The sequence below is a fragment of the Aeromonas rivuli genome, assembly GCF_000820045.1.
In the GTDB taxonomy this organism is placed as follows: domain Bacteria; phylum Pseudomonadota; class Gammaproteobacteria; order Enterobacterales; family Aeromonadaceae; genus Aeromonas; species Aeromonas rivuli.
Map to the genome: position 1 here is coordinate 64945 of NZ_CDBJ01000055.1, position 21280 is coordinate 86224.

The 21280-nt window shown below is 59.1% G+C and carries 16 protein-coding genes and 1 tRNA gene; 12 read left to right on the plus strand and 5 right to left on the minus strand.

Annotated elements, in window-relative coordinates:
- The first annotated feature begins 66 nt into the window (after nt 1-66).
- The 6 genes from BN1130_RS13430 (at nt 67) to BN1130_RS13455 (ending at nt 9585) form a co-directional block, all read left to right on the plus strand.
- On the plus strand, nt 67-3129 hold the full coding sequence (locus BN1130_RS13430) for a beta-galactosidase (RefSeq protein ID WP_042042588.1): 3063 nt from the start codon (nt 67-69) through the stop codon (nt 3127-3129).
- A gap of 235 nt (nt 3130-3364) precedes the next feature.
- A complete protein-coding gene (gene mglB, locus BN1130_RS13435; RefSeq protein ID WP_042042590.1) occupies nt 3365-4351 on the plus strand; it encodes a galactose/glucose ABC transporter substrate-binding protein MglB in 987 nt (328 codons plus the stop codon).
- A gap of 52 nt (nt 4352-4403) precedes the next feature.
- Nucleotides 4404-5924: a galactose/methyl galactoside ABC transporter ATP-binding protein MglA gene (mglA, locus tag BN1130_RS13440; RefSeq protein WP_042042674.1), complete on the plus strand. Its 1521-nt coding sequence runs from the start codon at nt 4404-4406 to the stop codon at nt 5922-5924.
- 16 nt (nt 5925-5940) lie between these two features.
- Nucleotides 5941-6951: a galactose/methyl galactoside ABC transporter permease MglC gene (gene mglC, locus BN1130_RS13445; protein ID WP_042042592.1), complete on the plus strand. Its 1011-nt coding sequence runs from the start codon at nt 5941-5943 to the stop codon at nt 6949-6951.
- Between the two features lie 55 nt (nt 6952-7006).
- Nucleotides 7007-8740: a methyl-accepting chemotaxis protein gene (locus tag BN1130_RS13450; RefSeq protein WP_042042594.1), complete on the plus strand. Its 1734-nt coding sequence runs from the start codon at nt 7007-7009 to the stop codon at nt 8738-8740.
- A 686-nt stretch (nt 8741-9426) separates the two neighbouring features.
- Entirely contained in the window at nt 9427-9585 is a 159-nt protein-coding gene (locus BN1130_RS13455) for a hypothetical protein (protein ID WP_157014018.1), read from the plus strand.
- A 132-nt stretch (nt 9586-9717) separates the two neighbouring features.
- On the opposite strand, the gene BN1130_RS22665 is transcribed toward BN1130_RS13455, so the two are convergent.
- Nucleotides 9718-9894, minus strand: a complete 177-nt coding sequence (locus tag BN1130_RS22665; protein ID WP_198135285.1) for a hypothetical protein — start codon at nt 9892-9894, stop codon at nt 9718-9720.
- A 775-nt stretch (nt 9895-10669) separates the two neighbouring features.
- Here BN1130_RS22665 and arcA point away from each other — a divergent pair.
- From arcA to BN1130_RS13475, 4 genes are all read left to right on the plus strand, one after another.
- Entirely contained in the window at nt 10670-11890 is a 1221-nt protein-coding gene (arcA, locus tag BN1130_RS13460; RefSeq protein WP_042042597.1) for an arginine deiminase, read from the plus strand.
- 62 nt (nt 11891-11952) lie between these two features.
- The gene (arcC, locus tag BN1130_RS13465; RefSeq protein WP_042042598.1) at nt 11953-12879 is read left to right on the plus strand and encodes a carbamate kinase; all 927 of its coding nucleotides are present in this window, start codon (nt 11953-11955) and stop codon (nt 12877-12879) included.
- Between the two features lie 82 nt (nt 12880-12961).
- On the plus strand, nt 12962-13966 hold the full coding sequence (argF, locus tag BN1130_RS13470) for an ornithine carbamoyltransferase (RefSeq protein ID WP_042042599.1): 1005 nt from the start codon (nt 12962-12964) through the stop codon (nt 13964-13966).
- A 117-nt stretch (nt 13967-14083) separates the two neighbouring features.
- Complete coding sequence (locus BN1130_RS13475) at nt 14084-15490, plus strand: YfcC family protein (protein WP_042042601.1); 1407 nt, start codon at nt 14084-14086, stop codon at nt 15488-15490.
- 208 nt (nt 15491-15698) lie between these two features.
- Here BN1130_RS13475 and BN1130_RS13480 read toward each other — a convergent pair whose 3' ends face one another.
- The 4 genes from BN1130_RS13480 to BN1130_RS13495 all read right to left on the minus strand — a co-directional run bounded on the left by BN1130_RS13480 (nt 15699) and on the right by BN1130_RS13495 (nt 18610).
- Nucleotides 15699-16190 (minus strand): arginine repressor, encoded by a 492-nt coding sequence (locus tag BN1130_RS13480; protein ID WP_042042602.1) that lies wholly within the window; start codon nt 16188-16190, stop codon nt 15699-15701.
- A gap of 200 nt (nt 16191-16390) precedes the next feature.
- A complete protein-coding gene (gene pyrI / locus BN1130_RS13485) occupies nt 16391-16855 on the minus strand; it encodes an aspartate carbamoyltransferase regulatory subunit (protein ID WP_005318436.1) in 465 nt (154 codons plus the stop codon).
- A gap of 17 nt (nt 16856-16872) precedes the next feature.
- On the minus strand, nt 16873-17793 hold the full coding sequence (gene pyrB / locus BN1130_RS13490) for an aspartate carbamoyltransferase (RefSeq protein ID WP_042042604.1): 921 nt from the start codon (nt 17791-17793) through the stop codon (nt 16873-16875).
- 274 nt (nt 17794-18067) lie between these two features.
- A complete protein-coding gene (locus tag BN1130_RS13495) occupies nt 18068-18610 on the minus strand; it encodes a hypothetical protein (protein ID WP_042042606.1) in 543 nt (180 codons plus the stop codon).
- A 202-nt stretch (nt 18611-18812) separates the two neighbouring features.
- Between BN1130_RS13495 and BN1130_RS13500 the strand changes: the two genes are divergently transcribed.
- Both BN1130_RS13500 and BN1130_RS13505 read left to right on the plus strand, forming a co-directional pair.
- A tRNA-Trp gene (locus BN1130_RS13500) sits at nt 18813-18889 on the plus strand.
- A gap of 468 nt (nt 18890-19357) precedes the next feature.
- Nucleotides 19358-21247, plus strand: a complete 1890-nt coding sequence (locus tag BN1130_RS13505) for a methyl-accepting chemotaxis protein (protein ID WP_042042607.1) — start codon at nt 19358-19360, stop codon at nt 21245-21247.
- Nucleotides 21248-21280 lie beyond the last annotated feature (33 nt).

Here is a 21280-nt window from a genome sequence, read left to right on the forward strand (position 1 = left end):
TCGCCGTTTCCCCATAAAAACTTCACTACACTGCAGCTGTTTTCCGAATAATCAGGGAGAGGAAACATGCTCAGGGAGATTCTGGCGCGCCGAGACTGGCAGAACCAAGGGGTAACCTCGGTCAATCGCCTAGCGGCGCATACCCCCCTCGCCAGTTGGCGCGACGAAGAGGCGGCACGTGCCGATCTGCCCTCCGACTCCCGCTTGCTGCTCGACGGCGACTGGCACTTCTCCTTCTTCGAGACTCCCGAGCTGGTGCCCGAGCAGTGGGTTCAGCAGGATCTGGCCGATGCCTGCCTCATCCGGGTGCCCGGCAACTGGCAACTAGATGGTGCCTATCCGGGCACACGGCCGCAGACCGATGGCCCCATCTACACCAATATCAAGTACCCCTTCCTCTGTGATCCTCCTCGGGTGCCAAGCCAGAATCCGACCGGTTGCTACTCTCGCAACCTGCATTTACCCGCCAATTGGCTGGCTTCGGGACAGACGCGCATCATCCTGGATGGAGTCAGCAGCGCCTGCCATCTGTTTTGCAACGGCCACTGGGTTGGTTATTCCCAGGACAGCCGCCTGCCCGCCGAGTTCGACCTGACTCCTTGTCTGCGCGAGGGGGAGAACCGGATAGCCCTGTTGGTGCTGCGCTGGTCCGATGGTTCTTATCTCGAGGATCAGGACATGTGGTGGCTTTCCGGCATCTTCCGCTCGGTCACGCTGCTCCATAAGCCTGAGCGCCACATCGCCGATCTGCGTATCACCCCGTTGCTCGATGCCTGCTACCGGGATGCGCGGCTCACGCTGGCGGTGCGGGTGGCGGGTGGCGCCGGACTGAGTCTGAGAGCCACCCTCTATCAGGGTGATCAGCCGGTGACCAGTCTGGAGCAGGGAGTGGGTACGGCCATCATCGATGAGAAAGGGAGCTTTGAGGACCATGCCGAACTGATCCTGAAGGTGGACAATCCCGCCAAGTGGAGCGCCGAGACCCCGCACCTCTATCGTCTGACCCTGACCCTGCTCGATGAGCGGGGTACCCCCATAGAGAGCGAGGCCCATGATGTGGGCTTTCGGGCGGTGGAGATCCAGGGCGGCCTGCTGCGGCTCAACGGTCAGCCCTTGCTGATCCGTGGCGCCAATCGTCATGAGCATGATCCCGCCCGGGGTCATGCCATCGATGTGGCCAGCATGGCGCGGGATCTGATCCTGATGAAGCAGCACAACTTCAACGCGGTGCGCTGCGCCCATTACCCCAACCATCCCGAATTCTACCGGCTCTGTGACAGGCTGGGTCTCTATGTGGTGGATGAGGCCAATCTGGAGACCCACGGCATGAGTCCCATGGGGCGCCTGGCGCAGGATCCCGACTGGAGCGGGGCCTTTTTGGAACGGGTCACCCGGCTGGTCGCTCGCGATTTCAACCACCCCAGCATCATCATCTGGTCCCTGGGCAATGAGTCCGGCTATGGGGCGGCCCACGATGCCATGTATGCCTGGGTCAAGCGGGCAGACCCGAGCCGACCGGTCCAGTACGAGGGGGGCGGTGCCGACACCCCGGCCACCGACATCATCTGCCCCATGTATGCCCGTACCCATCAGGATCAACCCTTCCCGGCGGTGCCCAAGTGGGCGCTGACCAAGTGGATCGGCCTGCCTGGCGAGCAGCGGCCGCTGATCCTGTGCGAATACGCTCACGCCATGGGCAACAGCCTGGGTGGCTTCGCCGAATATTGGCGGGCATTTCGTGACCATCCTCGCCTGCAGGGTGGCTTTGTCTGGGATTGGGTCGATCAGGGACTCGACAAGTTGACCGAGGATGGCCGCCATTTCTGGGCCTATGGCGGTGATTTTGGCGATCTGCAAAACGATCGCCAGTTCTGCATCAACGGCTTGCTGTTCCCGGACAGGACGCCCCATCCCGCATTGTTCGAGGCCAAGCGGGCCCAGCAGCCGTTCCGCTTCGAGCTGCTGTCACACAGCCCTCTGGTGGTACGCATCGAGAGCGAGCTGCTGTTTCGCGTGACGGATAACGAGCGGCTACGTTGGCGGTTGTGCGAGCAAGGGGTGGTGCTGCAAGAGGGTGAATGCCCACTCACCTTGGCGCCTCAGGCGGCGCTGACCCTGACCCTGCTGCCCACTCTGCCTGCTTTCGCTGCCGGCACGCTGGCCTGGCTGGATCTCTGCATCGAGCAAGTGAATGCCACCCCCTGGTCAGCCCCGGATCATGACGTAGGGCGCCAGCAGTTTTCCCTGCCGACCCCTCTCGCACTCCCTCAACCCCGGACATCGGCTCGATTGATGGAGCAGGCTGAGAGTTGGCACGTGCTGGCCGGTGAGAGCCAATGGTGTCTGGACAAGGAGAGTGGCCGCATCACGGGTTGGCGCAAGGGTGGCCGTGAGCGTCTCCTCGGGGAGCTGGCGGATCACTTCTACCGTGCGCCACTGGATAACGACATCGGCACCAGCGAGGCGGATCATCAGGATCCCCACTCCTGGATTGCTCGCTGGCAACAGGCCGGGCTCGGTGAGCTGAGCCACCGTTGCCTGGGGATAACGCGAGTGGGGGAGGCCAGCCTGCTGGTGGAGCATGGCTACTTCGTCGGCGAGCAACTGAAGATCCTGACTCACTGGCGCCACGACTTCGAGGCAGGCGGCGCCATGAGGCTTGCCATCGACGCCCTGGTGAGTGATGACTTCCCCTCCTTGCCCCGGATTGGCGCCAGCCTCTGGTTGGCGGAGACAGTCGACAGTATCGAGTGGCTAGGCCGTGGCCCTCATGAGAACTATCCGGATCGCTGTCTGAGCGCGGACCTCGGTCGTTGGCAACTGCCCATTGCCGCGCTGCACACCCCCTATATTTTCCCCACCGACAATGGCCTGCGTACTCAGGTTCGGGCGTTGCAGCTCGCCGACCTCAGGGTCGAGGGGGAGTTTCACTTCAGCATCAGTCCCTACCGTCAGTCGCAGCTGACCGAGGCCCGCCATCAGACCGACCTGATTGCAGAGGGGGGTCTGCACCTGTGCCTCGATGGTTTCTATATGGGGATCGGGGGGGATGACTCCTGGAGCCAGAGCGTGCGCCCTGAATATTGGCTGACACCGGGGAGATACTATTGGAACTCTGTACTAAGCTGACTTCGGCGACAGAAGCTGACATTTACCCCAGTGACAGAAAGGTTCAAACAGGCCTCAAGTTAATATAACCATTTGTTTTATATCAAACAAATCACAATGTAACAGAGTGTAAACGTTTTCATTTTGTCGTCAGGATCACAGATTAAATGACAACAACCTGATTACATTAGACTTACACCAGCTCGATTGGTGTACAGCTTTCCTACAAAACAGATAGACACACCGGAGCATAACAATGAGAAAAATCACGACAGTTGCCGCCCTGCTGATGGGACTGACGGCAGGCGCCACCGCCCACGCTGAAACCCGTATCGGGGTTACCGTCTATAAGTACGACGATAACTTCATGGCAGTTGTTCGCAAGGCGATCGAGAAGGAAGCGGCGGCGACCCCGAGTGTGGAACTGCTGATGAATGACTCCCAGAATGACCAGTCCAAGCAGAACGACCAGATCGACGTGCTGTTGGCCAAGGGCGTCAAGGCCCTGGCGATCAACCTGGTCGATCCGGCCGCAGCCCCTGTCGTGATTGAGAAGGCCCGTGGCGAAGAGATCCCGGTTGTGTTCTACAACAAGGAACCGAGTGCCGCCGATCTGGCCAGCTATGACAAGGCCTACTACGTGGGCACCGACTCCAAGGAGTCGGGCATCATCCAGGGTCAGCTGATCGCCAAACACTGGAAAGCTCACCCTGAGTGGGACTTGAACAAAGATGGCATCATCCAGTTCGTACTGCTCAAGGGCGAGCCGGGCCACCCGGATGCGGAAGCCCGTACCACCTACGTCATCAAGACCCTGAACGATGGCGGCCTCAAGACCGATCAACTGCACATGGATACCGGTATGTGGGATACCGCCATGGCCAAAGACAAGATGGATGCCTGGATCTCCGGCCCCAACGCCAACAAGATTGAAGTCGTCATCGCCAACAACGATGGCATGGCAATGGGCGCCGTCGAGTCGCTGAAGGCGCAAGGCAAGTCAGCGATTCCGGTATTCGGTGTCGATGCGCTGCCCGAGGCGCTGGCTATGGTCAAGAGCGGTGCCATGGCAGGTACAGTGCTGAACGATGCGGCCAACCAGGCGAAGGCCACCTTCGATCTGACCAAGAATCTGGCGGAAGGCAAACCGGCCGGGGAAGGTACCAAGTGGAACATCGTCGACAAGGTCGTCCGTGTTGCCTACGTGGGTGTAGATAAAGACAACCTGTCTCAATTCGAGTAATCCCCCCTCCAGGGCAAGGGAGATCCCCTTGCCCTTTTTTCAACCAGATGTGATGGCTGATATGACAACACAGCAACAATCAGAATGGCTGTTGGAGATGATTGACGTCAGTAAGAGTTTTCCTGGCGTCAAGGCACTCGATAATGTCAATTTACGGGTCCGTCCTCATTCTGTGCATGCGTTGATGGGCGAGAACGGGGCAGGGAAATCCACGCTGCTCAAATGCCTGTTCGGCATCTATGAGAAAGATCAGGGCAAGATCTTCTTCAAGGGACAAGAGATCAACTTCACCTCCTCCAAAGAGGCGTTGGAGAATGGCGTTTCCATGGTGCATCAGGAGCTGAACCTGGTATTGCAACGCACCGTGATGGACAACATGTGGCTCGGCCGCTACCCCACCAATGGTTGGTTCGTCGATCACAACAAGATGTACCAGGACACCAAACACATTTTTGACGAGCTGGATATCGACATCGATCCCCGGGTCAAAGTGGGCACCCTGTCGGTGTCCCAGATGCAGATGATCGAGATCGCCAAGGCATTCTCCTACGATGCCAAGATCGTCATCATGGATGAGCCGACCTCCTCCCTGACCGAGAAAGAGGTCAACCACCTTTTCAAGATCATCAACAAGCTGAAAGAGAAGGGCTGCGGCATCGTCTACATCTCCCACAAGATGGAGGAGATCTTCCAGCTATGTGACGAGATCACCATATTGCGGGATGGCCAATGGGTGGCGACTCAACCGCTCAAGGGCATGACCATGGATCAGATCATCGGCATGATGGTTGGCCGTGAATTGACCCAGCGCTTCCCGGAAAAAACCAACCAGCCGAAAGAGGTGATCCTCGAGGTCGAGCACCTGACGGCCAAGAACCAACCCTCCATTCAGGACGTGACCTTCAACCTGCACAAGGGCGAGATCCTCGGTATCGCCGGGCTGGTGGGGGCCAAGCGCACCGACATCGTCGAGACCCTGTTCGGGATCCGCGACCACAGCGAAGGGGTCATCAAGCTTCATGGCAAGCAAGTGGCGAACCATACGGCCCACGAGGCCATCTTGAACGGTTTCGCCCTGGTGACGGAGGAGCGCCGCTCCACCGGTATCTATTCGCGCCTCGATATCGCCTTCAACTCCCTGATCGCCAACATGGACAGCTACAAGGGCTCCATGGGGCTGCTCAGCAACAAAAAGATGAAGAGCGACACCCAGTGGGTCATCGACTCCATGCGGGTCAAGACCCCGACCCAACAGACGCAGATCGGCTCCCTGTCCGGCGGCAACCAGCAGAAGGTCATCATCGGCCGCTGGCTGCTGACTCAGCCGGAAATTCTGATGCTGGATGAGCCGACTCGCGGCATTGATGTGGGCGCCAAGTTCGAGATCTACCAACTCATCCTGGAGCTGGCCAAGAAGGACAAGGGCATCATCATCATCTCCTCAGAGATGCCTGAGCTGCTGGGGATCACAGACCGCATCATGGTCATGAGCAATGGCCGGGTCGCCGGGATCGTCAATACCAAAGAGACTGACCAGAGCGAGATATTGCGCCTGGCCTCTCTGTACCTCTAGAGACAGGAAGATATTTATGGAGTCGGCTAAAAATTTCAATCTGATGCAGGCGCTCAAAGAGAACGCCATCTACCTGGTGCTGCTGGTGCTGCTCATGATCATCGTGATCCAGGAGCCATCCTTCCTGAGCCTCACCAACCTCAGCAACATCCTGACCCAGTCTTCGGTGCGGGTCATCATAGCGCTGGGTGTGGCAGGTATCATCATCACCCAGGGCACCGATTTGTCGGCGGGTCGTCAAGTTGGCCTGGCGGCGCTGATCGCCGCCACCATGCTGCAGTCGCTGACCAACGTCAACAAGGTGTTCCCCGCCCTGGGGGAGGTGCCCATTCCCATGGTGATCCTGCTGGTCTGTGCCGTGGGTGCGCTGATAGGTCTCGTCAATGGCCTGATCGTGGCCTACCTGAACGTGACGCCCTTCATCACCACCCTGGGCACCATGATCATCGTCTACGGCATCAACTCGCTGTACTTCGATTCCGTGGGCGCCTCTCCGGTGGCGGGCTTTGACCCCCGCTTCTCCAGTTTCGCCCAGGGGTTCATCAGGATAGGTAGCTTCAAGCTCTCCTATCTCACCTTCTATGCAGCCATCGCCAGCGTCTTCGTCTGGGTGTTGTGGAACAAGACCCGCTTTGGCAAAAACATCTTCGCCATCGGCGGCAACCCTGAAGCCGCCAAGGTGTCCGGCGTCAACGTGGCCGTCAACCTGGTGATGATCTATGCCCTGGCCGGTGTCTTCTACGCCTTCGGCGGCATGCTGGAAGCGGGGCGGGTCGGCAGCGCCACCAACAACCTCGGCTTCATGTATGAGCTCGATGCCATCGCGGCCTGCGTGGTGGGCGGGGTGTCGTTTGCCGGTGGTGTGGGCACGGTTGCCGGGGTGATCACCGGGGTGCTCATCTTTACCCTGATCAACTACGGCCTGACCTATATCGGCGTCAGTCCTTATTGGCAGTTCATCATCAAGGGCGGCATCATCATCTTGGCGGTGGCGTTGGATTCGATGAAATACGCCAAGAAGAAGTAAGCAGATTGGCAGCTAGAAAACGCAGGTTCGCCCTGCGTTTTCTTTTGGAGGTACCATGGCTTTTAAGATCAAGATATATGCGCTCCTGCTTCTGGCCATTTTGATCACGGTCGCCACCTCCTGGGTGAGCGTCAATCACTTCATCAGCGGTTACATCCGTGACCAGGCAAGCCACAACATCGATGAGCAGATCACCCTGGTCAAAGAGAAGCTGGCGGGGGACATCAATCAGAAGATAGTGCTGGCGGCCAACCTCAACTTCGGGGTGACCAACGTCAAGAAGACCCTGGAGGAGACGGGGTTCCTCAACATCGTCAAGGTGATTGGGGACATGGCCTTCGACACCAACGGCGTCATCAAGGAGCCGGCCCGGGTCGAGGCGCTGCGCCAGCTGATCCCCCAGGCCCGCAATCAGATCCAGGTAAGCGGTTTGCAACAGATAGAGGGCAAGCCTGCCATCTCCATCCTGGTGCCGCGCGGTGATGATTCTGCCTACATCTATTACCTCGACATGAGTGAGTTCAGCGCCCTGCTGCAGAAGATGAGTGGCGAAGGACGTCACTTCGAACTGGCCGATAGCCAGGGGCAGCTGCTCTATAGCGACAAACCGGATGGCGAGTCCTTCCCCAAGCTGCATGAGCTGGACATTCGCGGTCAGCCATGGCGACTGACCGGCTTCGTCGACCAGACCTACATCCGGGCCATGACCCAGGCCATCAACGGCAAGATCACCCTGGCTCTGCTGGGGGTGGCTCTGGTGGTGATGGTGCTGGCCATGGTGGCGTTCAACCTGGCTTATAGACCTATTTTGTCCTTGAAGGGATTGGTGCTGGCCCTCTCCGAGGGGAATGGGGATCTGACCCGGCGTTTACAGGTGACAAGCCATGATGATCTCGGCCAGATCTCGGCGGGCATCAATCGCTTCATCGCCCAGCTGCAGGAGATGATGCAGGAGGTGAGCCAGGCCAGCGGTCAGTTGCATAGCGAGATAGGGGGACTGACCGGGCAAACCCAGGCAGCTCAACGGCTGCTGGCAACCCATGTCAGCGAGACGGAACAGGTCGTCACGGCAGTCAACGAGATGAGCGCCACCGCCGTCTCAGTCTCCCGTAGCGCCGCCGATACTGCCACGCTCACTCGCCAGAGCGAACAGCTTGCCAATGCCTCACGGGCGGTGGTGGATGACGCCATGCGCAGCGTCATGGCCCTGGTGGACGAGGTGGAAGCGACTTCGGGTTCGGTACAAGCCATGCAGCAAGAGGTGCAGCAGATTGGCTCTGTCTTGGGCGTCATCGGCAGCATTGCCGAGCAGACGAATTTATTGGCGCTCAATGCCGCCATTGAAGCGGCGCGTGCCGGCGAGCAGGGGCGGGGATTTGCGGTGGTGGCCGATGAGGTTCGCTCCCTGGCGGCACGCACTCAACAGAGCACGGCAGAGATACAGGCCATGCTGACCCGTTTGCAGCGCGGCAGCAGTGGGGTGGTTGAGGCCATGTCCATGACAAGGCAACGCTGCCAGAGCGCCGCCGAGAACACGACACGGGTCAATGAATCTCTGGATACGATGATGGGCGAGGTGGTGGAGATCAATGGCCTCATCACTCATATCGCCACTGCCGCTGAGCAGCAGAGTGCCGTCGCTGAGGAGATCAATCGCAACATGAGTGCCATCGCCGAGGTGATCCGCCAACTGAAGGGTAATGGTGAGGCGACGGTGGCAAGCTCGGGGGCCATGAAGCAGACTTATGACCGGCTGGGCCGGATAGTGGCGCACTTTCGTCTGGCGTAGCCAGAGGGGAGATAAGCAGAAGAGTGAGTAGGCATCACGGAGTGATGAGCGGGGTGGCGAAAGCCGCCCTTTACTATTGATGCGGGGAGCTTATGGCAAAAATCCAAAAAAGATGGGGGCGACTTGCGTCGCCCCCGATAGTCTTATCGTTCATATCCGTGAACGAAGTTGCTCCCTGCAATCCCTGACTATACCTCTTCCTTTAGGTTTCCCCTTCCCAATCCTTTGGGGTGTCCTTTAGCCATCATGGCCTGACGAGTCATCCATTCCCGTCGCACTTTCTCCATCCTGGGAGGTGTCCTTTACCACATCCTGTGGTGAGTCCATTTGCCCAACCCTGGCAGCCAATCTTCCTGATTGACTTCAACTGCGTCCGTGCAGGAGTAACTATAAGGATTTTCGACTGGCTCACAACGTCATCTTGAAAAACGTTTTGGCCGCTCGCCTTGTCATTCATGTGTCGCTGTATTTTTTTTATTACAAATCAATTTATTACAATTTATTTGTGCTGTTTATAAGATCTATCAATCCGATTATACCTGCCCAGAGATGGGCGTATTGCTCACGCATTAAATGGCGAATATCTCACAACTGTTTCAAGCCAGTCTCAGTCGGGCTCACTCGAATGGATTAAGCCACAGGATCTGCATCTGTTGGTGCGGGTGATGACGTCGGGAGCAGCTGCCATGGCGGCATGGGTTGTGGGGCTTGGTGCCCGGATTCTTGTTCAGGATACCGGGGTGAACCGCCAGGCAAGTTTCAGCAAGGTGCCTCTCAAGACGGGGAAGGCGAGCGATGCAGCCCGTGCCATGCCGGTCACCATGGCGACAGGAGGCGAGGGGTAGCCGTCGGGGGACGCAGGGCGCTCTGGCAGCGAGCGAATGGCAGGGCAGCCAGCGTAACGATCGGATATGGCTATTGGGGGATGGGGAGAAGATGCAAGGGAAGGCTCGCCTTCCCTTGCATTGCATTGCAGCTTAGTAGTGTTGAGTGCCACCGCGCCAGATGCAGACATATTCGGGTACCAGCATTTGCGGCATGTTGTCGACATGGCATACCACCAGCGGCATGGCGGGGGCACCGTCTGCCTGAGCCAGGGTTGGCGTCATGGGCAGAACCAGCGCGGCAAGCAGAAGCAGGGGTTTGATGTTCATGGAACTCTCCTTGATGACATTTATGACGGAAGCGTTAACGTCATATGGATACCGTTGTGATCCGGATCACTTTTCTAGTTAAGTTGAGCAAACCCCCACTGCAAGGATTTGTCATAAATTCAACTAATGAAAAAAGTTTCAAAATAGTGGAAGTCGATGTCATGGGAGGGACAAGCCGCAAGATGCGGTTTTATTGCATAGTCAGCCGGACAGCCCCATTTCTCTTGGGGCCAGCAGCCCTTCCCCCACTATCCTGAGTCCCTTGCTTTGATCCAGAACAATAAAATATCTATGCACGAAATCGTAGGGAGATGACTTTTTATCTCGCTGAGCTCCCCGCAATGGCGAGTGAAAAATTCAAACTCTTGCATATAAAGCCAGTCATGGCTGAGCGTCACAGTTAAGTTGTTGTATTAATTTAATTAAAATTGTATTTGGTACTTATGTAATATGAGTTTACCCCATGGCAACCTGGCCGAGAAAAGGAATAAAAGCGTATGGAAATGAATGATTATGCGATGCGTCCAGGAGCTTAATTGCTGGTTATGTCGGTGGGGTCAAATAAATGCGCTGCATTTTATTCAGCTATAGCTCGATGTGATCTAAGTCTGGTTTTTCATGTTTTCACAGACCTAATCTCTACCTCGAAAGGCAGAGGCAGGATAGAACACAAGCCGAATACCCTACAAAAAGAATATCCCGCCTTGGCCATGAGAAAGAATAGAAGGAGTCTATTCAATCACTCGCATGGACCCCAGAAAGACGGAATATAACCATGAGCAAATTTTATGTAGGTTCTGAAGTTGGCCAACTGCGTCGTGTCATGTTGCATCGCCCCAATCTCAGTCTCAAGCGTCTGACCCCTTCCAACTGTCAGGACCTGCTGTTTGACGATGTCCTCTCTGTTGAGCGGGCTGGCGAGGAGCATGACAAGTTCGCCCAAGTGCTGCGCGATCAGAATGTCGAAGTCTTCCTGCTGACCAACCTGCTGGCCGAAACCCTGGATGTGCCAGAAGCCAAAGCCTGGCTGCTGCAACATCAGGTCTCCGATTATCGCCTCGGCACCGCCCTGGCCAATGACGTGCGCTGCTTCCTGGCTGACATGCCGCACCGCGAGCTGGCCCGCATCCTCTCCGGCGGCCTGACCTACGCCGAGATGCCCTTCAGTGGCGTCAACATGGTGGTCGGCATGCACGCCCCGACCGACTTCATCATAGAGCCGCTGCCCAACCACCTCTTTACCCGTGACACCTCCTGCTGGGTCTACGGTGGCGTCTCCATCAACCCCATGGCCAAGGCCGCCCGTCGCCGTGAGACCAACCATGTGAAGGCCATCTACCGCTGGCACCCGCAGTTCGCCGGTCAGGACTTCATCAAGTACTTCGGTGACGAGGATCGTGACTACGACAACTCCACCATCGAAGGCGGTGACGTGCTGGTCATCGGCCGCGGCGCCGTGCTCATCGGCATGTCCGAGCGCACCACCCCCCAAGGGGTCGAACACCTGGCGCGCAGCCTGTTCAAACACGGCCAGGCCAAGCAGGTCATCGCCATGCAACTGCCGAAACATCGCAGCTGCATGCACCTCGACACCGTCATGACCCACATGGACATAGACACCTTCTCCGTCTATCCGGAAGTCATCCGCAAGGATGTGAACTGCTGGAGCCTGACCCCGGGCGGTGCCAGTGGCATGAACATCAAGGAAGAGGGTTACTTCGTGACCGCCATCGAGAAGGCGCTGGGTGTGGATCAGCTCAAGCTCATCACCACCGGTGGCGACAGCTTCGAAGCCGAGCGCGAGCAGTGGAACGATGCCAACAACGTGCTGACAGTGCGTCCTGGCGTGGTCGTGGGTTACGAGCGCAACACCTACACCAACGAGAAATACGACAAGGCCGGCATCACTGTGCTGTCCATCCCGGGTGAAGAGCTGGGACGTGGCCGCGGCGGCGCCCGCTGCATGAGCTGCCCGATGGAACGTGACGGCATCTAACAAGACGGCGTGGCGCCGGCAGAGGCTGGCGCCACACAGACCCCGAATCGAGATCAACCACTATGAAAAAACCAACTGTCGTCGTCGCCCTGGGGGGCAATGCCCTGCTCCGTCGCGGTGAGCCGCTTGAAGCTGATATCCAGCGCAAGAACATCGCCACCGCCGCCAAGACCATCGCCCAGATCGCCCAGGAATACAACGTGGTACTGGTGCACGGCAACGGCCCGCAGGTCGGCCTGCTGGCCCTGCAAAACAGCGCCTATACCAAGGTGTCCCCCTATCCGCTGGATGTGCTGGGCGCCGAGACCCAGGGCATGATCGGCTACATGCTGATCCAGGAGCTGAAGAACCTGATGCCGAGCAGCAACGTCACCGCGCTGCTGACCCAGGTGCAGGTCGACCCCAAGGATCCTGCCTTCGCCAATCCGACCAAGTTTATCGGTCCCGTCTATGAAGAAGCCGAAGCCCGCGCCCTGGCGGTCGAGAAGCAGTGGAGCGTCAAGGCTGACGGCAAGTTCTTCCGCCGCGTGGTGCCGTCCCCGCTGCCCCAGCGCATCGTCGAAGGCGATGCCATCGAGACCCTGATCGCCCAGGGACACCTCATCATCTGTACCGGTGGTGGTGGCATTCCGGTGACCTGGGATGGCCAGCGTCTGACCGGCATCGAAGCCGTCATCGACAAAGACATGTCTGCCGCCTACCTGGCCAAGCAGATCAAGGCCGACGCCCTGCTGATCCTGACCGACGCCGATGCCGTCTACCTGGATTGGGGCAAGCCGACCCAGCACCCGCTGCGGGTCACCAGCCCGGCCGAGCTGGCTGGCGTCCAGTTCGATGCAGGCTCCATGGGGCCGAAGATCGAGGCGTCCTGTGAATTTGTCAAAGCGACCGGCGGCATGGTCGGGATCGGCTCCCTGGAAGATGGTCTGGCCATCCTCAGGGGCGAGGCGGGCACCAATATAGTCGCCACCCATACCGTGAATGCCTGAGTAACCGAACAACTTTGTACTGTGTATGCGTAGTCAATAACACTGCCCAAATTGGTCTGAACAAATATAGAGAGAACTCATCATGGCTTTTAATCTGCGTAACCGTAACTTCCTGAAACTGCTGGACTTCACCCCGCGCGAAATCCAATACATGATCGACCTGGCCATCGACCTGAAGAAGGCCAAATACGGTGGCTATGAGCGCAAGCATCTGGGCGGCAAGAACATTGCCCTGATCTTCGAGAAGACCTCCACCCGCACCCGTTGTGCCTTCGAAGTCGCGGCCTTCGACCAGGGCGCCCAGGTCTCCTACCTCGGCCCAAGCGGTTCCCAGATTGGCCACAAGGAGTCCATGAAGGACACCGCCCGTGTGCTGGGCCGCATGTATGACGGCATCGAATACCGTGGCTACGGCCAGGAGATAGTGGAAGAGCTGGGCGCCTATGCCGGTGTGCCGGTCTGGAACGGCCTGACCAACGAATTCCACCCGACCCAGATCCTGGCCGACTTCATGACCATGCTGGAGCACGGCAAGGGCAAGCGCCTGGACCAGATCAAGTTCGCCTACCTGGGTGACGCCCGCAACAACATGGGTAACTCCCTGATGGTCGGTGCCGCCAAGATGGGCATGGACATCCGCCTGGTGGCGCCGAAAGCCTTCTGGCCGGAAGAAGAGCTGGTCGCCCAGTGCCGCCTGATCGCCGAAGAGACCGGCGCCCGCATCACCCTGACCGAAGATGTGAAAGAGGGTGTGCTGGGTACCGACTTCCTCTACACCGACGTCTGGGTCTCCATGGGTGAAGCGAAAGAAGCCTGGGATCAGCGGGTGAAACTGATGACCCCCTATCAGGTCAACATGGACGTCATCAACGCCACCAAGAACCCGGATGTGAAGTTCATGCACTGCCTGCCGGCGTTCCACAACGATGAGACCACCATGGGTAAGGAAGTGGCTGACAAATATGGCATGAAGGGTCTGGAAGTGACCGAGGACGTGTTCGAATCCGAGCACAGCATAGTATTCGACGAGGCCGAAAACCGGATGCACACCATCAAGGCAGTGATGGTTGCTACGCTGGGCGACTAAGGTCGCAGTAGTGGTGCCGGGGGGCAACCCCCGGCTTTTCGACCATGTGACGGCGGCATAATACCTCGAACCCTACGACCCGCAGCTTGCATGGATACCGCAGAAGGAAGCTGGACCATGACTAAATTCAAGTTCCCATCAGCCTACACGATATTGTTTGTGCTGATCGCCCTGGTGGCCGCCCTGAGCTGGGTAGTGCCGGCCGGCAAATACGACATGATAATGAACGACGCCCTCGGCAAGGAAGTGCCGGTGGCGGGGACCTACAAGCTGGTAGAGGCCAATCCCCAGGGCATCGTCGACGTGCTGCTGGCACCCATCGATGGTCTCTACAACCACGACACCTATGAGGCAGGCGCCATCGACGTCTCCCTCTTCATCCTGATCATCGGTGGCTTCCTTGGCATAGTGACCAAGACCGGCGCCATCGATGCCGGTATCGAGCGCGTCACCGATCGGCTGCGTGGCCGCGAGGAGTGGATGATCCCGATCCTGATGGCGCTGTTCGCCGCAGGGGGCACCATCTATGGCATGGCCGAAGAGTCGCTGCCGTTCTACACCCTGCTGGTGCCGGTGATGATGGCCGCCCGCTTCGACCCCGTGGTCGCCGCCGCGACCGTGCTGCTCGGCGCCGGTATAGGTACCCTGGGTTCCACCATCAACCCGTTCGCCACCGTGATCGCCGCCAACGCCGCCGGCATCTCCTTCACCGACGGTATCTGGCTGCGAGTCGCCATGCTGGTGGCCGGCTGGCTGCTGTGCGTGGCCTATGTGATGCGCTACGCCAAGATGGTGCGCAACGACCCCAGCAAATCCCTGGTGGCTGACAAGTGGGAAGAGAACCGTGCCCACTTCCTCGGCAACAAGAGCGATGAGATGCTGGAGTTCACCCTGACCCGTAAAATCGTGCTCGGCATCTTCGTCGCCGCCTTCGCCGTGATGATCTACGGTGTGGCCGTGCTCGGCTGGTGGATGGCGCAGATCTCCGGCGTCTTCCTGGCCGCGGCCATCATAGTCGGCGTCATCTCCCGCATGAGCGAGGAGGAGCTGACCACCAACTTCATCGACGGTGCCCGTGACCTGCTCGGCGTGGCCCTGATCATCGGTATCGCCCGCGGTATCGTGGTGGTGATGGACAACGGCATGATCACCCACACCATCTTGCACAGCGCAGAAGGGATAGTGACCGGCCTCTCCACAGTGGTGTTCATCAACGTGATGTTCGTGCTGGAAGTGGTGCTCTCCTTCCTGGTGCCGTCCTCCTCCGGCCTTGCGGTGCTGACCATGCCGATCATGGCGCCCCTTGCCGACTTCGCCAACGTGGGTCGCGAACTGGTGGTCACCGCCTACCAGTCTGCCTCCGGCCTGGTGAACCTGGTGACCCCGACCTCCGCCGTGGTCATGGGTGGCCTGGCGATCGCCAAGGTACCCTATGTCCGCTGGTTGAAGTGGGTCGCCCCGCTGCTGGGTATCCTGACCCTGCTGATCGTGGTCTGCCTGAGCCTGGGTGCCATGCTCTCCTGAGTGAAGTAGCACGAGAAGACGAGTCGAATGAAACGGGATCCAGCGGGCTCCCGTTTTTTATGGTGAGGGCAGTCAGAGCGTGGCCGCCGCGCTTGGTGGGCGGAGCGGTACTCGCCCTGAGGCAGAGGTGAAACAGAGTGAGGCAAGCAAGATAGGCAGTAAAAAGGCGACCCCGGGGTCGCCTTTTGTATTCGGGGGAGGTAAGTCGTCAGCGCGCCTGCGCCAGGGTGCGCACCACGGCGGCGTGGGCCAGGCGGGTGCGGCTGATATGGCGGGGGGCGACCAGCACCACGTCGTTGCCGGCCACGGCGCCCAGGATCTCGGGATCGGCGTTGCGATCCAGCAGGCGGGCCACCACGGTCGCGGCACCAGGGGTGGTGTGCACCAGCACCATCTGCTGGTTATGGACCACTCCGCGCACCATGTCGTGGATGGAGCGGGTGCTGCCGGCGGGCTCCAGCTGGTCATCCACTAGCGTGTAGACTTTCTTGCCGTTGGCGTTCTGGGCCTTGGCCACGCCGAGGCGGCGCAGCAGGCGGGAGATGGTGGATTGGCTGATGTCGGCGAAGCCCCGTTCGGCCAGCTCGCGGCGGATCTCTTCCTGGGTGCTGTAGCAGTGTTGGCCGATGATCTGGCGACAGGCATCCAGCTGGGCCAGGTCCGATTCTTGTTCAACGGGACGACTGGGGGTCTTGACCACGATGGCTTCCTTTGACTATGACCAATGGCTATCGAACGAAACCTGCCATCAGTGCTTTTAATAGCAAAAAACTCTGACTGTAAGGTGAGAGGCAGGGAATGAACGATGTCTAGCCGTTGCGGGATGGCAAATTATAACCAAAAGGGGAATGAGTGATGTGACAGGGGTCAAAAATGGGCCCCAGAGGGCCCAGCTGAATATCAATAACGTTCGCTGACGATGTCCTGGGTGAAGGACTTCTCGCAGTATTTGCACTTCATGCGTACCACTCCCTTCACCTCGCGCACCCGGAAGTAGCTGTCCACCGGCTCGTTGTGGGAGATGCAGTTGGAGTTGGGGCAGTGGAACACGCCCGTGATGAACTCCGGCAGCTCCAGCTGGTGCTTCTTCACCACGGCGAAGTCTTCGATGATGTTGACGGTCGCCTTGGGGGCGAACAGCGCCAGCTGGTTGGCCTGCTCTGCGGTCAAGCGGGTGTTCTCGATCTTGATGAGATCCTTCTTGCCGAGCGCGCCGGATTTCAGGTTGAAACCGACGGTGATGCGCTCCTGGGTCTCGATCAGCTGGAACAGCTTGAGGATCTTGATGCCCTGGCCGGCGGGGACGTGGTCGATGACGGAGCCGTGACGGATGGCTTCGACTTGCAGTTGATTCTTCTCGGACATGATGTGTTCCCCTCGGCTCAGACAGTTTCGTTCAGTACCAGTGCCAGCAGTGCCTGGCGCGCGTAGACCCCGTTTTCCGCCTGCTGGAAGTAGTAGGCGTGAGGGGTCTTGTCGACCGCCACCTCGATCTCGTCGACGCGGGGCAGGGGATGCAGGATCTTCATGCTGGGCTTGGCCCCTTCCAGGGTCGTCAGTTCCAGCACGAACTTGGCGGCCATGTGCTTGTACTCGGTCTCGTCGAAGCGCTCTTTCTGGACCCGGGTCATGTAGAGGATGTCGAGCTCCGGCATCACCTCTTCCATGGTCTCGTGCACGCTGAACTGGATGCCCTTCTCTTCCAGCTCTTCGCACAGGTAGTCCGGCATCGCCAGCGCCTCCGGGGAGATGAAGAAGAAGCGGCAGTTGAACAGGCTCAGGGCCTGGGCCAGGGAGTGGACGGTGCGGCCGTACTTGAGGTCACCGACGAAGGCGACGTTGAGGCCGTCCAGCTTGCCCTGGGTCTCGTGGATGGAGAAGAGATCGAGCAGGGTCTGGGTCGGATGCTGGTTGGAGCCATCGCCGCCGTTGATGACCGGCACCCGGGAGAACTCGGAGGCGAGGCGGGCGGCGCCCTCCTTCGGGTGGCGCATCACCACGGCATCGGAGTAGGAGCCGATGATCTTGATGGAGTCGGCCAGGGTCTCACCCTTCTTGGCGCTGGTATTGCCGCCGTCGGCGAAGCCGATGATGTTGCCGCCAAGGCGCTGGACCGCGGTCTCGAACGAGAGGCGGGTGCGGGTGGAGGCTTCGAAGAAACAGCTGGCGACCAGCTTGTCTTTCAACAGGCGGGTGTCGGGTTCGGCCTTCAACCGCTGGGCGGTTGCGACCACCAGTTCCATGTCGGACCGGGTCAGATCCGAGATGGAGATGACGTGTTTGTTATAGAGTGGATTGGCCATCGTCTGCATTCCCTTTGACATCAATGAAGGTTTTTCGGGCACAAAAAAAAGCCCCTGAAACAGGGGCTCTTTTTAAAAATAATTGGGGATCTGTGGGTCGGGAACCGGAAACAACGACTCGACGCTGGTGAGTTCCACCCGGCTGCGAGGCTATTTTCTGAGTGTGTGACTGCGTCAACATATCCCGACCTTTTTCAAAACCGGACAGATTATAGAGTCGCTTTTTGAATTGTCAAAAATTTATTTATTAGGCACTTTTACGGCAAAAAAACGTTTAACTGTTGCGAATGGGGCGACAAAGCCAGATCTGGTGCAGAGGCTGCAGCGAGGCCCCCTCGAAGGCCATGGCTCGTAAATAGGCGAGCCGATGATGTCCCTCCAGCAGACAATAGGGGGCAGGCATGGCTCGGCCGTCCGGGTACCGGCTCTGCTCATCGGTCGCCAGCACTATGATGGGCTCGGGCCAGCTACCCTGACTCAGCATGTAGTCACCGAGCCAGGAGCGGCGCACGTAACTGTTGTGGTTGAGCAGCTCCTGCCAACGTGCGATCGCCTCCATGTGGCGGGAGCCGACCTGGGTGACAATCTGCGCCGTGGGCCAGGCTTCACACTCAAAGCGGTGCTGGGCGAGGTCGATAAAGCTCCAGTTGGACTCAAAACCGCGCCAATGACGGTAAATCCACTGGGCCAGCACATTTTGGGGAATGAAGGGCACCAGCGGGGCGACCCGATCGAGATAGTCGGGCAGGGACTCGGTGTTGCGTTCATCCCTGAAGTTGAGCGGTGCAAGTTGTTGAAGTAATCGGTAATTGAGCATGAGCAGCCTCCTCTTGCCAAGATCCACCCTACCCCCATTAGTGGGCCTTTCCTACCCTGGCAAGGCTGCAAATACAGCAAGTTACCCGGTGAAGTTGTGCAAATAACCCTGAGTTGCTCGTCATTTGTGCAATCGCATCGAAAGTGAGAAAAAAAGCCTTTACCTTTGATCCCGGCTTTGTATAATTCGCCTCGTTTGTTGCAGGGGCGTAGTTCCAATTGGTAGAACAGCGGTCTCCAAAACCGATGGTTGCGGGTTCGAGTCCTGCCGCCCCTGCCATTTTTAGAAAGGCCAGCTCATTGAGCTGGCCTTTCGCATTTCTGCGTTTCCTGCTCTCCAGGGCGACCTTGCTCGTTTGTTTCCCCTGACGCCTGCTGCTCACCCCCGGTGCCCCCTGCTTTTCGATGGCTTGGCCAGGTCGCCCTTCACTCGTCCCTGTTGCCGTTTTCTACCCTGCGGTTTCCGGCAATGGTGCCATCCGTTTCCTTGCGCGACACCACATGGACTGTGCCACCCAGTGCCGGGAGGTTGCGTGAGCGGTTCGTCGGCCTGGCTGCTCCAGCCGCAGGCGGGCGGCCTGCCTCATTGTGCGTTTTGCTCTTCGGTGGGCGTGGTGGCGGGCACCGCCTATTGACCTATCAAAAATTAAGCAGTGGCGGTTCATGGTCGGGTGTTTCCGGTCGATATAGACCACATAAGGTGTGCAGTTTTTATTTGACACCCTCTCTACCGTTATGAGGAGTTTCCATGAACCTTTCCCTTCGCGGCAAGTTGCTGGCGACCAGTTTGGGGGTCGTAGTGCTGACTGTCTGCCTGCTGGGCTCGATCGTCTACTTCAGCCTGAAGAGCCAGACCCTGAATGCCATCGACAGCGAGGCACGCAACTACGCTGGCGCCTACGCGGAAGGGATAGGCAACTGGATGCAGGACAGGCGGGAGAGCCTCAGTGCCCAGGTGGATGTGATAGCCCGCTATCCGGAGGCGGATCTTGTGTCTCATCTGCAGCAGACCCTGCGCTCCGGTGGCTTCGGACTGGCATACTACGGCTCGACCGAGGGGGTGATGACCCGCAACGATCCCTCCCTCAACAAGGGCAACTACGACCCGCGCGAGCGCCCCTGGTACCAGGATGCGGTCAAGGTGGGCGGGCTCATCATCACCGAACCCTATGTCAGCGTCACCATGCAGCAACTGGTGGTCACCCTGGCCGCGCCCGTGATGCAGCAAGGCAGGCTGGCCGGCGTGGTCGGTGCCAACCTGGCATTGGACAAGTTGATCAAGGACGTGCTGGCCATGCGGGTACAGGGGGATGGCTACGCCATGTTGCTGGACAAGAACGGCCTCATCGTCACCCATCCCGACCAGGCGCTGACCCTGAAGCGGAGCCAGGATCTGGATGCCAATCTGGATGTCGCCCATCTGCAAGCCATGAGTCAGCAGGGGTCACTGCAGGAGGTCGAGATAGGCGGCCAGGCCAGCATGGTGCTGGTGCGGGCCATTCCCAATACTGACTGGCTGCTGACCATGGTCATGAAGCGGGATGTATTGCTGGCCCCCCTCGACAGCCTGCTCTGGCAGCTGGTGATGATAGGCGGCGGCCTCTTGCTGCTGTTTGGGCTGATCCTGACCAGCACCTTCAAGTACCTGTTCCAAGATCTGGGCCGGGTGGCGAGCGCTCTCAATGACATCGCCCATGGCGAGGGCGATCTCACCGTCCAGATCCAGACTCGCAGCCAGGATGAGGTGGGCCAGCTTGCCCGCAGCTTCAACCAGTTTGTGGCCCGGTTGCACGGTATCGTCAGCCGGCTGCGGGAGGTGGGTCAGCAACTGGCCGAACAGTCTCGCAGTCAGGCAGCCGGTGCCCAGGCCCGCAGCCAGCAGGTGCGTCAACAGCAGGACGAGATCGTCATGGTGGCCACCGCGGTGACCGAGATGGCGTCAGCCACCCAGGAGATAGCGGGTAATGCCGAATTTGCTGCCACCACCTCGGGGGAGGCGGTCAAGCTGGCCGTCGCCGGTCAGTCCCAAGTCGGTCAGAGTCAGCGCAGCATCACCGGGCTGGCGGACGAGGTGGCCGATGCCAGCCAGATCATCCACGAGCTCGATGCCCACGCCCAGAAGATCAGCGGCATCCTGGCCACCATCAGCGGCATCGCCGAGCAGACCAACCTGCTGGCGTTGAACGCCGCCATCGAGGCGGCCAGGGCCGGTGAGCAGGGCCGTGGCTTCGCCGTGGTCGCCGACGAGGTACGGGTACTCTCCAAGCGGACCCATGACTCCACCGACGAGATCCAGCAGATGATAGAGACACTGCAGCAGACCACTCGCCGAGCGGTGAGCGGCATGGAGACCAGTCGTCAGCTGGCGGGCACCAGCGTCGAGGATGCGGAATCGGCCAACCAGAGCCTGAGCCGGATCAACGAGGCCATCGGCACCATCAGCGACATGGCGACCCAGATAGCGGCGGCAGCGGAGGAGCAGACCTCGGTCACCGGCGAGATCAGCCGCAACACCGAAAATATCCGCCATGTCTCCCAGGAGCTGGCCGAGCAGGCGCAGGAAGAGGCGGCTCAGGCCGCCGAGCTCAAGTCGTTGACCGAGCGCCTGGCCGAGGAGTTGGGGCGCTTCCGGCTCTAAACCGGCAAGCAAGAAACAGGGCAGCCCGCGGGC